This window comes from Pseudomonas kermanshahensis (genome assembly GCF_014269205.2).
Lineage (GTDB): Bacteria > Pseudomonadota > Gammaproteobacteria > Pseudomonadales > Pseudomonadaceae > Aquipseudomonas > Aquipseudomonas kermanshahensis.
In genome coordinates this window covers 2,156,978-2,172,442 of record NZ_JABWRY020000001.1, presented here as the reverse complement: position 1 = coordinate 2,172,442, position 15,465 = coordinate 2,156,978, and the positions used below count along the sequence as shown (strand labels likewise).

9 protein-coding genes are annotated in these 15,465 nt (G+C 63.3%); 1 reads left to right on the top strand and 8 read right to left on the bottom strand.

Annotation, left to right across the window (positions count from 1 at the left end; all coding sequences use genetic code 11):
- Window positions 1-92: 92 nt before the first annotated feature.
- Window positions 93-353 (top strand): DUF1652 domain-containing protein, encoded by a 261-nt coding sequence (locus tag HU764_RS10115; RefSeq protein WP_027593589.1) that lies wholly within the window; start codon window positions 93-95, stop codon window positions 351-353.
- Here HU764_RS10115 and HU764_RS10110 read toward each other — a convergent pair.
- From HU764_RS10110 to HU764_RS10075, 8 genes are all read right to left on the bottom strand, one after another.
- Complete coding sequence (locus HU764_RS10110) at window positions 350-2,437, bottom strand: putative bifunctional diguanylate cyclase/phosphodiesterase (protein ID WP_186680268.1); 2,088 nt, start codon at window positions 2,435-2,437, stop codon at window positions 350-352. The two genes, HU764_RS10115 and HU764_RS10110, sit on opposite strands and share 4 nt — an antisense overlap.
- Before the next feature lie 464 nt (window positions 2,438-2,901).
- Window positions 2,902-4,389 carry an efflux transporter outer membrane subunit gene (locus HU764_RS10105; protein ID WP_027593591.1) on the bottom strand — a complete coding sequence of 496 codons (1,488 nt, stop codon included), beginning with the start codon at window positions 4,387-4,389 and terminating at the stop codon, window positions 2,902-2,904.
- Window positions 4,386-7,493, bottom strand: coding sequence for an efflux RND transporter permease subunit (locus HU764_RS10100; protein ID WP_027593592.1), 3,108 nt, complete (start codon window positions 7,491-7,493; stop codon window positions 4,386-4,388). Before HU764_RS10100 ends, HU764_RS10105 begins: the two co-directional genes overlap by 4 nt.
- Window positions 7,490-10,588: an MdtB/MuxB family multidrug efflux RND transporter permease subunit gene (locus HU764_RS10095; RefSeq protein WP_027593593.1), complete on the bottom strand. Its 3,099-nt coding sequence runs from the start codon at window positions 10,586-10,588 to the stop codon at window positions 7,490-7,492. Before HU764_RS10095 ends, HU764_RS10100 begins: the two co-directional genes overlap by 4 nt.
- Window positions 10,585-11,856 carry an MdtA/MuxA family multidrug efflux RND transporter periplasmic adaptor subunit gene (locus tag HU764_RS10090; RefSeq protein WP_027593594.1) on the bottom strand — a complete coding sequence of 424 codons (1,272 nt, stop codon included), beginning with the start codon at window positions 11,854-11,856 and terminating at the stop codon, window positions 10,585-10,587. The genes HU764_RS10095 and HU764_RS10090 overlap by 4 nt, the downstream gene beginning before the upstream one ends.
- A gap of 202 nt (window positions 11,857-12,058) precedes the next feature.
- Complete coding sequence (gene tpx / locus HU764_RS10085) at window positions 12,059-12,559, bottom strand: thiol peroxidase (protein WP_027593595.1); 501 nt, start codon at window positions 12,557-12,559, stop codon at window positions 12,059-12,061.
- Window positions 12,560-12,727: 168 nt separating this feature from the next.
- The gene (locus HU764_RS10080) at window positions 12,728-14,008 is read right to left on the bottom strand and encodes a serine/threonine transporter (protein WP_027593596.1); all 1,281 of its coding nucleotides are present in this window, start codon (window positions 14,006-14,008) and stop codon (window positions 12,728-12,730) included.
- A 240-nt stretch (window positions 14,009-14,248) separates the two neighbouring features.
- Window positions 14,249-15,445 (bottom strand): amino acid aminotransferase, encoded by a 1,197-nt coding sequence (locus HU764_RS10075; RefSeq protein WP_027593597.1) that lies wholly within the window; start codon window positions 15,443-15,445, stop codon window positions 14,249-14,251.
- Between the last annotated feature and the right edge of the window lie 20 nt (window positions 15,446-15,465).

Genomic DNA, 15,465 nt, shown 5'->3' with positions numbered 1-15,465 from the left:
GCAATGGCGTGGCAGGTGCTATGGTTACATTCCCGGCGGCCGTGCACGCGGCCTCCCGCTCACCGCGTCCAGGTACGGACAAGGAGGCTGGCATGAACAAAATGACGTTCCCGAACGCCTGCCAGGTGATGCGCTGGCATTTCCACCCGCTCGGCTTCGAAGCCAGCATGGATGCACCGCGCAGCATGATCGCGCGCTTATTCGACCGCGCCACCGGAGAAACCTTGCTGGCTATTGCCGGCATCCCCTGCGCTGCGATCATGGCCGCTGCGGATGTCGAGCGCATTATTGAAGCGGTCGAGGCTGAGATGGACGCCTTCGTACCCGTCTTCGCCCTGCGCGACGCAGGCTAGACTGCCACCTCGGGCGTCTCCCGCATGGCCTGCAATTTGCCCATGAATTGCTCGGCTGGCACCGGTTGCCCGAGCAGATAACCCTGCAGCGAATCGCACCCCAGGCGGGTGAGGAAGTCTTGTTGCTTGTCCGTCTCTACCCCTTCGGCAACGATGCGCAAGCCCAGCGCCTGGCCCAGTGCGACAATCGCCGAGACGATCGCGGCGTCATCGCTGTCCTGCTCCAGGTCACGCACAAACCCCCGGTCGATCTTCAGCTCGTTGGCAGGCAGTCGCTTCAGGTACATGAGGCTGGAATAGCCCGTGCCGAAGTCATCGATGGACAAGTCCACGCCCATGTCGGACAGGCGCTGCAACACTGTCAGGCTGGCATCGGCATCATGCATGGCGGTGGTCTCGGTAATCTCCAGGGTCAGGCAGTTGGCCGGCAGGCCGTTTTCGCGCAGGGCCCGGGCCACGCTGTCGACCAGCCCCGCATGGCAAAACTGGATGGCCGACAGGTTGACTGCCATACGCCACCCCTGGTGGCCCTGGTTCAGCCACTGGCGCATCTGCCGGCAGGCTTCGTCAAGCACCCACTCGCCAATCGGGATGATCAGGCCGGTTTTTTCCGCCAGGCCGATGAACCGGTCAGGCAGCAGCAGGCCCTGCTGTGGGTGCTCCCAGCGCAGCAACGCTTCGGCACCGATTGGCTGGCAGGCCTGGGCATCGAACTTGGGCTGATAGTGCAGGCGGAACTGGCGCTGCTCCAGGGCCTGGCGCAGGTCCTGCAATAACTGCAATTGCTGCCGGGCGTTGCTGTTCATCGACACGTCGAAGAAGCTGTAGCCGTTTTTACCGGCGCTTTTGGCGTGGTACATCGCGGCATCGGCATTGCGCAGCAACTCGTGCTGATCCTGGCCATTGCCGGGGTACAAGACGATCCCCAGGCTGGCCGTGAGCTGCAAATCATGCTCGGCGACGCGAAACGGCCGCGACACCAGGTTGACCTGCTTGACCGCCACGTCCATGGCATCGTTGGGCTCCTGCAGCTCCACCAGCAGCACGAACTCGTCGCCACCAATGCGCGCCAGCGTGTCCTGGCTGTGTAAATGGCCGCGCAGGCGCGCCGCGACGGCCTTGAGCAGCAAGTCGCCGACATGGTGACCAAAGGCATCGTTGACCGGTTTGAAGCCATCCAGGTCGATGAACATCAGCGCAAAACAACCGCCCTGCTCCGCCACCTTGGCGATGGCTTGCTCGATGCGGTCGGCTAACAAGGTGCGGTTGGGCAGGTCGGTGAGCGTGTCGTGCAGGGCCAGCTGGGTCAGTTCCTGGTTGGCCAGGGTCAGCGAGCGGGCCAGTTCCGCCGTGCGCGCTTCGAGACGTGCGTCCAGTACCGAGGTCAACAAAGCTACCGCCAGCACTGCCAGGGTGGTGATCAACACCAGGTAGACCAGCCCGTCGCCTTGCAGCCCACCGGCCAGCGCACCACAGAAACTGCCCTCGGGGAAATTGGCTGCGGCCATGCCGGTGTAGTGCATGCCGACGATGGCCAAGCCCATGATCACTGCTGCCAGGCCACGAATCTGCCGGACGTAAGGGGTGTGCTTGCGCAAGCGGAACGCGATCCACAACGCCGCTGCCGAGGCGCCCACGGCGATCATCAGCGAGGCGCCGAACAGCGCAGGGTCATAGTCGATGCCCGGCAGCATGCGCAGCGCGGCCATACCGGTGTAGTGCATGCAACTGATGCCCGCGCCCATAATCAACGCGCCAAAGCCCAGTTGCAGCCAGGGCAGGCTCGGCTGGCTTACCAGCCACAAGGCAAAGCCTGACGACAGCACCGCAATCAACAGCGAGAACGCAGTCAGGCCAAGGTCGTAGCCCAGGTCAATGGGCAGGCTGAACGCGAGCATGCCGATGAAGTGCATCGACCACACGCCGACCCCCATGGCCAACGCACCGCCCCCCATCCACAGGTGCACAGCCCTGCCCTTGGCCGTCGCGATACGGCCGGTCAGGTCAAGGGCGGTGTAGGACGCCAGGATCGCCACGCACAGCGAAATCAACACCAGCGAAGAGGAGTAGCTACCGGTCAGCATTGGGAGTTCCAGCGACGGGCCAGGGGGCCCGGAAAAAGCTGACGATTGTACTCAAGCTTTGGCGAAACGCACGGTGTTTTTGCGAATGGGAATGGATCCAAGTGCTGGGATGCCACGGCTGGGCATACGTACCTTGCGCTGCGAAGTGGCCCGTATGCCTGGTAGCGCTGTATTAGCCGTTAGGGCCTCTTCGCAGCACAAGGCTGCTCCTACAAGGAAGGGCTAAACCCTATGTTCAATGCGAAGTTCGTAATCCTCAAGGCCCGCACGTAAGACTCAGCGGCTACCAAAGCCCAGTAATGCGCACGTCTTTGTAGGAGCAGCCTTGTGCTGCGAAGAGGCCCGTATGCCTGGCAAAGATGTAGTAGCCGTAAGGGCCTCTTCGCAGCACAAGGCTGCTCCTACAGTGATCGAGGCATGGGTCCACGAAGTGGCACTTATAGCCCAGCATGAATGGCCAGCCATCACTCCTGTTCGGCAAACGCCTGCTCGGCATCCCAGCCGCCGCCCAGCGCGGCAATCAGTTGCACACTGGCCACCAACCGCCCCTGCAGCAGGTTCAGCACACTGCGCTCGTTGCTCAGCGCGGTGGTCTGCACGTTCACCACATCCAGGTAGCCAATCAGCCCTGCACGGTACTGATTTTCAGTCAGGCGCAGCGACTCACGCGCCGCGTCCAGTGCCTCCTGGCGCACCACCGCTTCATCGCCGTACACCTTCAGCTGCACCAGGAAGTTCTCCACCTCCTTGAAGCCATCCAGCACGGTCTGGCGGTACTGCGCCACGGTCTGGTCGTACACCGCGACGGTGCGGTCCACCTCGGCGCTGCGCTTGCCCGCATCGAACAAGGTCATGGCCAGCGAAGGCCCCACCGACCAGTAACGGTTCGGCAGTTCGATCCAGTTGCTGAAGCTGCTGCTGGAATACCCGCCACTCATGCTCAGGCTCAGGTCGGGGAAGTAAGCGGCCCGCGATACCCCGATATTGGCATTGGCTGCCATCACATTGCGCTCGGCCGAGGCAATGTCCGGGCGGCGTTCGAGCAACTGCGAGGGCAACGTCACTGGAATTTGCGGCAGCGCTGGGATGGTCTTGCTGTCTGCCAGGGCAAAATTCGCCGGGGCCTTGCCCAGCAACACGGCAATGGCATTTTCAAACTGCGCACGCTGCCAGATCAGGTCGATCAGGTCCGCCTGGGTGCTCTTCAGCTGCGTGCGCGCCTGCGCCACCGCATCCGGGCCAGACACACCGGCACGGTATTGGTTTTCAGTCATGCGCAGCGAGCGTTCGTAGGTGGCCACGGTCGCTTCCAACAGGCGCTTCTGCTCGTCGATCACACGCAACTGCAGGTAGTTCTGCACCAGCTCCGACTGCTGGCTCAGGCGGATCGAGGCAAGGTCGGCGAAGCTGGCTTCGGCACTGGCTTCGTTAGCGTTCAACGTCTCGCGCAGCTTGCCCCACAGGTCGATCTCCCAGCTCACGCCGAGCTGGGTGTTATACGTATTGCGGATGCCGCTGCTGTTGTTCGACAGGCTGGAACTCGAGCTTCCAGTACCCTGGGCAGAGCGGTTCTTGCTGGCGCTCAAGTCCAGGCTGGGGAACAGCGCGGCGCGGCTGCTGCGCACCAGGGCCTGGGCCTGACGGTACTGGGCCTCCGACTGCGCAACCGTCTGGTTGCTGCGGTTGAGCTCTTCGACCAGCGCATTGAGCCCGGCATCGCCGTAGACTTCCCACCAGGCGCCACGGGCGATCGCGTCCGAGGGCTTGGCCTGGGTCCAGCCCTCGGCCTGCTTGTACTGCGCCGGGGTGCTCAGCTCGGGGCGGTGGTAGTCCGGGCTCAGGGTACAGGCACTGAGCAGCGCCACGCACAGACTGGCGCCGAGCAGACGCGAGCCACGCCCCAGGGTCAATGACTGCAGGGCACGGTGAAGCGGTGTCTGGGCAAAATTCATAGCGGGGTTTCCAGAGCGGCGTCAGTGCGTACGCCGCGCCAATGGTTGAAACGGTGACGCAGGCGGTCGAGGTACAGGTAGACCACCGGCGTCGTATAAAGGGTGAGGATCTGGCTGAAGACCAGGCCGCCGATGATGGTCAAGCCCAAAGGCTGGCGCATTTCCGCCCCCTCGGCACGGCTCACCAGCAACGGCAAGGCGCCGAGGATGGCCGCCAGGGTGGTCATCAGGATCGGCCGCAGGCGCAGCAGGCAGGCGCGACGGATCGATTCCTCCGGCGACAGGCCTTGTTGGCGCTCCAGCTGCAGGGCCAGGTCGATCATCAGGATCGCATTCTTTTTCACCACGCCGATCAGCAAGAACAGGCCCAGCAGCGAGATCAGGCTGAACTCGCCTCCAGTGACGTAGAGCGCCAGCAAGGCACCGACGCCGGCCGAGGGCAGGGTCGACAGAATGGTCAGCGGGTGAATGTAGCTTTCATACAGAATGCCCAGCACCAGGTACACCAGCACCAGCGCGCCCAGAATCATGAAGGGTTGGCCCTCCTGGGTCTTGGCAAAGGCGTCGGCGGTGCCACCGAGTTTGGCGATGACTTCCTCGGGCAGGCCAAGCTTGGCCACCGCCCGCTCCACTGCAGCCATGGCCTGGTCGGGGCTGTAGCCTTCGGCGACGTCGAAGGCGATGTCTTCGGAAGCGAACTGCCCTTCGTGGCTGACTCGGTCATTGGCCAAGCTGTTTTCGTAGTGGGCGATGGTCGACAACGGCACGCGGGCACCGTCGCTGGTGATCACCTGCACCTGTTCCAGCGTGCTCGGGTCCCAGGCGTATTTCGGGTTGATCTCCAGCACCACCTGGTACTGGTTGAGGCTGTCGTAGATGGTCGAGATCTGCCGCTGGCTGTAGGCGTTGTTGAGCACCGTGGTCACCATGTCCATGTCGATGCCCAGGCGCTTGGCCTGATCACGGTCGACCACCAGGGTAACCTGCGGGGTACCCGCGCCATCACGGGCGTCGATGGCGGTCAGTTCGGGCAATGCGCGCACCGCCGCGACCACTTTCGGGAACCACTCGCGAAGGGCCGCCAGGTCGCCACTCTGCAAGGTATAGAGGTACTGCGACGACGTCTGGTCACGCCCACCGCCACCCAACTGCAGGTCCTGGTCGGCCATCAGGAACAGCCGCCCGCCGGGCACCTTGGGCATCTCTTTGCGCAGGCGCTCGATCACCTTCTGGGCATCCATCTTGCGCTCGCTGATCGGTTTCAGGCGCACAATCACCATCGCATTGTTGGTGCCACTGTTGCCGCCGATGAAGCCAGCAACGCTCTGTACCGCAGGGTCGGCCAGCAAGGCGCGGCGGTAGGTTTCCATCTTCGGCTGCATCACGCTGAACGACAGGCCATCGTCACCACGGATAAAACCAATCAATTGGCCGGTGTCCTGCTGCGGCATCAGCGTCTTGGGCACCACCACATACAACGCGATGTTGATACCGATGGTGGCCAGCAGGCTCAGCAAGGTCAGGCGCTTGTGCCGTAGCACCCAGCCGAGGCTGCGGTCATAGCCGTTGACCATGCGCTGATGAACCTTGTCGCTCCAGCGCTGCAGGCGGCTCTGTTCGGCCTGGTGCGGTTTCAGCCAACGGGCGCAGAGCATCGGCGTGAGGGTCAGCGAGACCACCAGCGAGACAATGATTGCAGCCGCCAGGGTGATGGAAAACTCCTGGAACAGGCTACGTACGATACCCCCCATGAACAGAATGGAGACGAACACCGCCACCAACGAAACGTTCATCGACAGCAGCGTGAAGCCCACTTCCTTGGCACCGAGGAACGCCGCACGCATCGGCGGCTGGCCGTCCTCGATGTGCCGGGAGATGTTTTCCAGCACCACAATGGCATCGTCAACCACCAGGCCCGTGGCCAGGATCAGCGCCATCAGCGACAGGTTGTTGAGGGAGAAACCGCACAAATACATGACCGCGAACGTGCCCACCAGCGACACCGGTACTGCCAGGCTGGGGATCAACGAGGCACGCAGGCTGCCGAGGAACAGGTAGACAACCAGAATCACCAGCCCCACCGCGATCAGCAGCGTGTGCTCAGCCTCCTTGAGGGTGGCCTTGATCACCAGCGAGCGGTCCATGGCCACGTTCAGCTGCACGCTGGCTGGCAACAACGACTGCAACGCCGGCAACTGCGACTTGATCTGGTCGACCGTCTCGATGATGTTGGCGCCGGTCTGGCGGTTGACCACCAGCAACACCGCGCTCTGGTCGTTGAAGAAGCCGCTGTTGTAGCGGTTTTCAACGCTGTCTGTGAGGGTGGCGACGTCGGACAGGCGCAGGATGGTGCCGTTCTGCTGGCGTATCACTACCGGCTCGTAGTCCTTCGCCGTTTCCAACTGGTCATTCGCCCGCACCTCCCAACTGCGCTCGGCATCCTCGACGAAGCCCATGGGCCGGCGTTGGTTGGCGTTGGACACGGCGGTACGCACCTCGTCCAGCGACAGGCCGTACTGGTTGAGCAACTGCGGCTCCACCGAGATGCGCACGGCGGGCAGCGAACTGCCGCCGATCTGCACCTCCCCTACCCCGGATACCTGGGCCAGGCTCTGGGACAGGATGGTGTCAGCCAAATCGTACAACTGGCCTTTCTTCAGCACGTCAGAGGTCAACGACAGCACCATGATCGGTGCCTGCGAGGGGTTGATCTTCTTGTACGTCGGCATGCTGCGCATGCCACTGGGCAGCAGGTTACGGGTGGCGTTGATCGCCGCCTGCACCTCACGCGCCGCACCGTCGATGTCACGGCCCATTTCGAAGCCGATGACCACCCGCGTCGAGCCCTGGTTAGAGCTACTGGTCAGCGTAGTGACGCCCGCGATACTGCCCAGCTTGCGTTCCAAAGGCGTGGCCACCGTGGCGGCCATCACCTCCGGGCTGGCGCCGGACAGGTTGGCCTGCACCACGATCACCGGGAAGTCCATCTGCGGCAGCGGCGCAACTGGCAACAGGCCGAAGCTGACGCCGCCCAGCAGCATGATCGCCAGGCTCAGCAGCATCGTCGCCACCGGGCGACGAATAAACGGTCCGGACAGGTTCATGCCTCAGCCTGCTTGGCATCAGTGGCCGGGCGCCAGCGACGGGCCAGGCGGTCGAAGTACAGGTAGATGACCGGCGTAGTGAACAGTGTCAGCACCTGGCTGACCAGCAGCCCGCCCACCATCACCAGGCCCAGCGGCTGGCGCAGCTCGGCACCGGACCCGGTCGCCAGCATCAGCGGCACGGCGCCGAACAGCGCGGCCAACGTCGTCATCAGAATCGGCCGGAAACGCAGCAATGCGGCCTGGTAGATGGCGTCCTGCGGGCTCATGCCCTGGTTGCGCTCGGCTTCCAGTGCAAAGTCGATCATCATGATCGCGTTTTTCTTGACGATGCCGATCAGCAGGATGATGCCGATAATGGCGATCATCCCCAGGTCGTTGCCACTGATGAGCAGCGCCAGCAAGGCACCCACCGCCGCCGAGGGCAAGGTCGAAAGAATGGTCACCGGGTGGATGTAGCTCTCGTAGAGCACACCCAGCACGATGTACATGGTCACCACCGCGGCGAGAATCAGCAGCAAGGTGCTCGACAGCGAGGCCTGGAAGGCTTCTGCAGCGCCCTGGAAGCGGGTCTGCACGCCGATCGGCATGCCGATGTCCTGCTGCACCTGTTCGATCACCTTGACCGCCTCGCCCAGCGACGCGCCATGGGCCAGGTTGAACGACATCATCACCGCCGGGAACTGGCCGATGTGCGAGATCGCCAACTGCGCCTGGCGCTGCTCGATACGGGCCAACGCCGACAGCCGCACCTGGCCGCCATCGGTGGCCTTGACGTGGATCGACTCCAAGGCCTGCGGCCCGATGCTGGCGGCGGCTTGCGACTGCAGCACCACGCGGTACTGGCTGGCCTGGGTGTAGATGGTCGAGATCTGCCGCTGGCCAAAGGCGTCGTACAAGGCGTTGGTGATCTGCGAAACCGAGATGCCCAAGCGGCTGGCCATGTCGCGGTCGATCACCAGGTACACCTGCAGGCCCTTGTCCTGCAGGTCGCTGGCCACATCGGCAAGCTCTGGGCGCTGTTGCAGCGCCTGCACCAGCTTGCCGCTCCACTGCGCCAGCAGGTCGGCGTCAGGTGACGACAGGCTGAACTGGTACTGGGTGCGGCTGACCCGGTCCTCGATACTCAAGTCCTGCACCGGCTGCATGAACAGGCGGATACCCACCAGCTTGTCGAGCTGCGGCTGCAGGCGGCTGATGACCTCGCCAGCGGTCACATCCCGCTCGCCGTGCGGCTTGAGGTTGATCAGTAGGCGCCCGCTGTTGAGCGTGGCGTTGTCGCCATCCACGCCGATGTAGGACGACAGGCTCTGCACCGCCGGGTCCTGCAGGATCACCTTGCTCAGCGACTGCTGGCGTTCGCTCATGGCGGCGAACGAAGTCGACTGTGGCGCCTCGGAAATACCCTGGATGACGCCGGTGTCCTGCACCGGGAAGAAGCCCTTGGGCACGGCGATGTACAGGACCACGGTGAGCCCCAGGCTGGCCACGGCCACCAGCAGGGTCAGCGGCTGGTGTTTGAGCACCCACTGCAGGCCACGGCCGTAGTGTTCGATGAGCCAGTCGATCCAGGCGCCGCTGGCGCGGTAGAAACGGCCCTGCTCTTCTTCCTTGGGCTCACGCTTGAGCAACCGCGCGCACATCATCGGCGTAAGGGTCAACGACACGACCAGGGAAATCAGAATCGCCACCGCCAGGGTGATGGCGAACTCGCGGAACAGGCGGCCGACCACGTCGGCCATGAACAGCAGCGGAATCAGGACCGCGATCAGCGAGAAGGTCAGCGATATGAGGGTGAAGCCAATCTGCCGGGCGCCCTTGAGCGCGGCCTGCATCGGCGTTTCGCCTTCTTCGATGTGGCGGGAGATGTTCTCCAGCATGACGATGGCGTCATCCACCACGAAGCCGGTGGCAATAGTCAGAGCCATCAGGGTCAGGTTATTGACCGAGAACCCGGCCAGGTACATCACGCCAAAGGTGCCGATCAACGACAGCGGTACGGCGATCGAGGGGATGATGGTGGCGCTGAAACGGCGCAGGAACACAAAGGTGACCATGACCACCAGGACGATGGCGATCAGCAGCTCGTGCTGCACGTCCTTGACCGCGGCGCGGATGGTCTGGGTGCGGTCGGTCAGTACCGACACGTCCAGGCCGGCAGGCAGGTTATCGGTGATCGAGGGGAGCAGTTCCTTGATCCGGTCGACCACCTCGATGACGTTGGCGCCCGGCTGGCGCTGGATATTCAGCAACACCGCCTGGTTTTCGTTGGCCCAGGCCGCGAGGCGCTCGTTTTCGGCACCATCGACGATCTCGGCGACGTCCTTCAGGCGCAGCGGCGCGCCGTTGTTATAGGACAAGATCAGGTTGGCGTATTCCGCGGGGGAGCGCAGTTGATCGTTGGCATCGAGCATCGACACCCGGGTCGGGCCATCGAAGTTACCCTTGGGCTGGTTGACGTTGGACGCCCCGATCAGCGTCCGCACGTCCTCGAGGTTGAGGCCGTTGGCGGCCAACGCATCGACGTTGACCTTGATACGTACCGCCTGACGCTGGCCGCCAGCGATGCTGACCATACCCACGCCACTGATCTGGGCAAGCTTCTGGGCCACACGGGTGTCGACCAAGTCGTTGAGCTTGGGCAGCGGCATGGTCTTGGAGGAGATGGCCAGGGTCAGCACAGGCGTGTCGGCTGGGTTGACCTTGTTGTAGACCGGTGGCGCCGGCAAGTCGCTGGGCAGCAAGTTGCTGGCAGCGTTGATCGCGGCCTGCACCTGTTGCTCGGCAACGTCCATGTTCATGTCGAGGCTGAAACGCAACGTCAGCACCGACGCCCCGCCGGAGCTGGTCGAGGCCATCTGGGTCAGCCCCGGCATCTGCCCGAACTGGCGTTCCAGCGGCGCGGTGACCGCACTGGTCATGACTTGCGGGCTGGCCCCTGGGTACAGGGTCATGACCCGGATGGTCGGGTAGTCGACCTGCGGCAGCGCCGAGACTGGCAGCAGCTTGTAGGCAATCAGGCCGGCCAGGACGATGGCCAGCATGCTCAGCGTGGTGGCGACCGGGCGCAGGATGAACAGGCGCGAGAGGTTCATGCGCCCGCCTTGCCTGCTTCACCGGCTTGGGCCGAGCCCTTGGCGTCCTGGCCCTGCAGGTGCTGGCCCGGCGTGGTTGGCACCTGCGAGCTGTCTTCGACCACCTCTACCTTGGTGCCTTCACGCAGGCGATCGGTGCCTTCCAGCACCAGGCGATCGCCGGCAGCCAGGCCTTCAACGATCACGCTGTTCTCGCCATCGCTGGCGCCGACCTTGAGCTTGCGGATATTGACGGTGTTCTGGGCGTTGACCACATAGGCAAAGGTGCCATCGTTGCCAAACTGGATAGCCGCAGCCGGGGCCAGCACCACCTGTTTGAGGGTGTCGGCCAACAGGCGCACATTGACGAACTGGTTGGGGAACAGCGCCAGGTCCTTGTTCTCGAAGCGGCCCTTGAACTTGAGGGTGCCGGTGGTGGTGTCGATCTGGTTGTCGATACTGCCCAGTACCCCGGTGGACTGCAGCTTGCTGTCGCTGCGGTCCCACGCCTCGACCGGCAGGCTGGCGCCGCTGCGGTAGCGTTCCAGCACGGTGCTCAGTTCGGTTTCTGGCAGGGTGAACGCGACGTTGATCGGCTCGGTCTGGGTGATGACCACCAGCGCGGTAGCGTCGTTGGCAGCCACCAGGTTGCCCAGGTCAAGCTGGCGCAGGCCTACCCGGCCATTGATCGGCGAGCGGATCTGGGTGAAATCGAGGTTCAGGCGCGCATCGCTGACCTGTGCCTGGTTGGTCTTGACCAGGCCTTGGAATTGCGCGACCTGGGCTTCTGCTGTGTCGAGGGTCTGCTTGGCGATGCTGTCCTCGGCATACAGGCCTTTATAGCGCGCCAGGTCGACCTGGGCGTTTTTCAGCTGTGCCTGGTTCTGCGCCAGGGTGCCTTCGGCCTGCTGCAAGGCGATGCGGTAGCTGCGAGGGTCGATCTCGGCCAGCAGTTCACCAGCCTTGACCTGTTGGCCTTCCTTGAAGTGGATCTTGACCAGCTCACCGGCCACACGGCTGCGCACGTTCACGGTGTTGGTCGCGGTGACCGTGCCCAGCGCCTTGTAGTACAGCGGGAAATCGCCCACCCGAACCGGCTCGACACGCACCGGCACCGGGTCGCTGGAGGCCCCGAAACCTGGGCGCCCGCCTTTGCCCATGCGCCCGCTGCTGGCTTCTTTATGTGCAGGCGATGCGGGCCACAGCCACCAGGCCAGCAAGGCCACCAGCAGCAGGATCAGCAGGCCGACGAGCCAGCGACGGGGGGAACGGGAATTGGACGCTTGCATGGGTTGAACGAACCTTGTTCGGAGTGACGACTTGGGAGGGTTGAACGATAAGCACTGGCATCGTTTTAGCAAAGGCCCTTTACCAGAGGTTTACCTTTGCCTGACGTTGCCAAAACACTGAACTTTAAACGAAAACGGCCCGGAAATCGTTCCGGGCCGTTACAGGGTGTTGCTTGGAGCGGTGGGCGGGGCTGGAGTTCCCTTACTTCAGAACAGCCAGCGCAGCCTCGTAGTTCGGCTCGTCAGCGATTTCACCGACCAGCTCGCTGTGCAGCACGTTGTCGTTTTCGTCCAGCACGACCACTGCACGTGCAGCCAGGCCAGCCAGCGGGCCGTCGGCGATGGCCACACCGTAGTTTTCGAGGAACTCGGCGCCACGCAGGGTCGACAGGTTCTTCACGTTCTCCAGGCCTTCGGCACCGCAGAAGCGCGCCTGGGCGAATGGCAGGTCGGCGGAGATGCACAGCACCACGGTGTTGGCTACATCGTTGGCCTGGGCATTGAACTTGCGCACCGACGTGGCACAGGTTGGGGTGTCGACGCTCGGGAAGATGTTCAGCACCTTGCGCTTGCCGGCGTAGTCCTGCAGCGACTTGTCAGCCAGGCCTTCACCCACCAGCGAGAAGGCTGGCGCCTTAGCACCGGCTTGCGGCAGGTTGCCCTTGACCTGAACCGGGTTGCCTTTGAGAGTCACTTGAGCCATGGACGAAATCCTTATGCGGGGTTTGAAAAGGACACCGAGTTAAGCATGAAGGCGGCCGGGTGCCTATGGGTGAAGCAAAAATTGTTTTATTGCCAGACAATTCTTGTGGACAAAAAAATGCCCAGGTCGCAACAGGCGACCTGGGCATTGCGTGTCACCGGCGGTGGATCAGCTCAGCAAGCCGTAAACCACCGACGTCAGCGCAACCACGCCAACCGCGACCACGAACACGTTGGACATCGCCCCACTGTACTTGCGCATCGAAGGCACGCGGCGAATGGCGTACATCGGCATCAGGAACAGCAGCACCGCGATGATCGGGCCGCCCAGCGATTCGATCATGCCCAGAATGCTCGGGTTGAGGGTGGCGACGATCCAGCACACCACCAGCATCAGCGCCGCGACCACGCGGTCCAGGGCTTTGGCGCCCGGGCGCGCGCCGGTTTTGGCAATGATGCCTTTCAGGCCTTCACTGGCACCGATGTAGTGGCCCAGGAACGACTTGGCGATAGCAATGAAGGCAATCAGAGGTGCGGCAAACTCGATGGTCGGGTTGCTGAAGTGATTGGCCAGGTACGACAGGATCGACAGGTTCTGCGCCTTGGCTTCCGCCAGCTGGGCGCTGCTGAGGGTCAGCACGCAGCTGAAGACGAAGAACAGCACCATGGCCACCATCAGCAGGTGGGCGCGGGCGAGGATCTGGCCGCTGCGCTCATCGGCATGCTCGCCGTAACGGCGCTTCTGGTCGACCGCGAACGCCGAGATGATCGGCGAGTGGTTGAACGAGAACACCATCACCGGAATCGCCAGCCACACGGTGTGCAGGAAGGCCGAGCCCGACGGCAGCTGGGTGGCGCTGTCGAGAATACCACCGGTCCAGTGCGGTACCAGGTACAGGCCCAGCAGCGCCAGGGCCACGATGAACGGGTAGACCAGCAGGCTCATGACCTTGACCGTGGCCTGCTCACCGCAGCGCACGATGGCCAGCAGGCCCAGGATCAGCACGAACGACAGGATCGCCCGCGGCGGCGGCGTCATGTGCAGCTGGTGCTCCATGAAGCTGGTGACGGTGTTGGTCAGCGCCACGCTATAGATAAGCAGGATCGGGAAGATGGCGAAGAAGTACAGCACGGTGATCAATGCACCGGCGGTAATGCCGAAATGCTCCTCGACCACTTCAGTGATGTCCCCGCCCTTGCGCCCGGAGAGGACGAAACGGGTCAGGCCACGGTGGGCGAAGTAAGTCATCGGGAAGGCCAGCACGGCCAGGATGATCAGCGGCCAGAAGCCACCGAGGCCAGCATTGATGGGCAGGAATAACGTACCTGCGCCGATGGCGGTGCCGAACAGGCCCAGCATCCAGGTGGTGTCTTGACGTGCCCAGCTGCCCAAGGCTGCCGGGGTCGATTCTTCATAGCGCCGTTCGACGCTTGGGGCCTGCTCATTCATTCCGGGTGTAGCTCCACTCGCAAGACTGCAACAGGGCTGGGAATGGCGAACCAGACGCTTCGCGCTCCCCAACCAAAAAAGAGGGGCGCGATTGTGCACTGAAAGTGGGCGGTTGCGAAGCCCCGTCCGAGGGACGGTTGCACTTGTCATGACAACTGGGTGAAACCGGGGGCCGCTTCGCGCCCCTTTCGCGACGCAAGGCCGCTCCTACAGGTGTTGCGCGAAGCGGCCCCTATCACATCACTTCTGAACGGCGGCGAACGCCTCGGCAACCCGTTGCAGGTTGGCCGGACGCAGGCCGGACATGCATACCCGGCCGCTGTCGATCAGGTAAACGCCGAACTCGTCACGCAGGCGACGCACCTGCTCGACGCTGAAACCGGTGTAGCTGAACATGCCGCGTTGGCGCAGGAAGAACTGGAAGTCCTGGCCTGGCAGCAGCGTGGCCAGCGCATCGACCAACGCCTGACGCATGTCCAGGATGCGTTTACGCATCACTTCGACTTCTGCCGCCCATTGGGCATTGAGCGCGGCATCGCCCAGTACGCCGGCGACCAGTTGGGCACCGAAGTTGGGTGGGCTGGAGTAGTTGCGGCGCACGGTAGCCTTGAGCTGGCCGAGCACGCTCTGCGCGGTGGCGTCATCGTCGCAGACCACCGACAGGCCCCCTACCCGCTCGCCGTACAGCGAGAAGATCTTCGAGAACGAGTTGCTGACCAGGCACGGTACGCCGGCACGGGCCATTTCACGGATGGCGTAGGCGTCTTCCACCAGGCCTTCACCAAAGCCTTGGTAGGCGATGTCGAGGAACGGGATCAGCTGACGTGCCTTGACCACTTCCACCACCTGCTGCCACTGGTTCTGGTCCAGGTCGGCGCCGGTCGGGTTGTGGCAGCACGGGTGCAGCAGCACGACGCTGTTGGCCGGCAGGGTCTGCAGGGTTGCCAACATGCCGTCAAAGTCGACGCCACGGCTGACCTGGTCGAAGTACGGGTAGGTATGCACCTTGAACCCGGCACCTTCGAAGATGGCGCGGTGGTTGTCCCAGGTCGGGTTGCTGACCCAGACTTCGGACTGCGGGAAGTAGCGCTTGAGGAAGTCGGCACCCACTTTCAGTGCGCCAGAACCACCCACGGTCTGCACGGTGGCCACGCGGCCGCCGGTCACGGCCGGGTGATCGGCACCGAACAGCAGTGCCTGGATGGCTTGGCGGTAGCTGGCAAGGCCTTCCATCGGCAGGTACAGCGACGCTTCGTGAGCAACGCCTGCGATGCGTTTTTCGACGGCATCCACAGCCGCCAGTTGTGGCACCACGCCGGCTTCATCGTAGTACAGGCCGATACTCAGGTTGACCTTGTCGGCGCGGGGATCGGCCTTGAAGGTTTCCATCAGCGAGAGGATCGGGTCGCCGGCATAGGCATCGACATGTTTGAACACAGCGTGCAGCTCCTTGGATC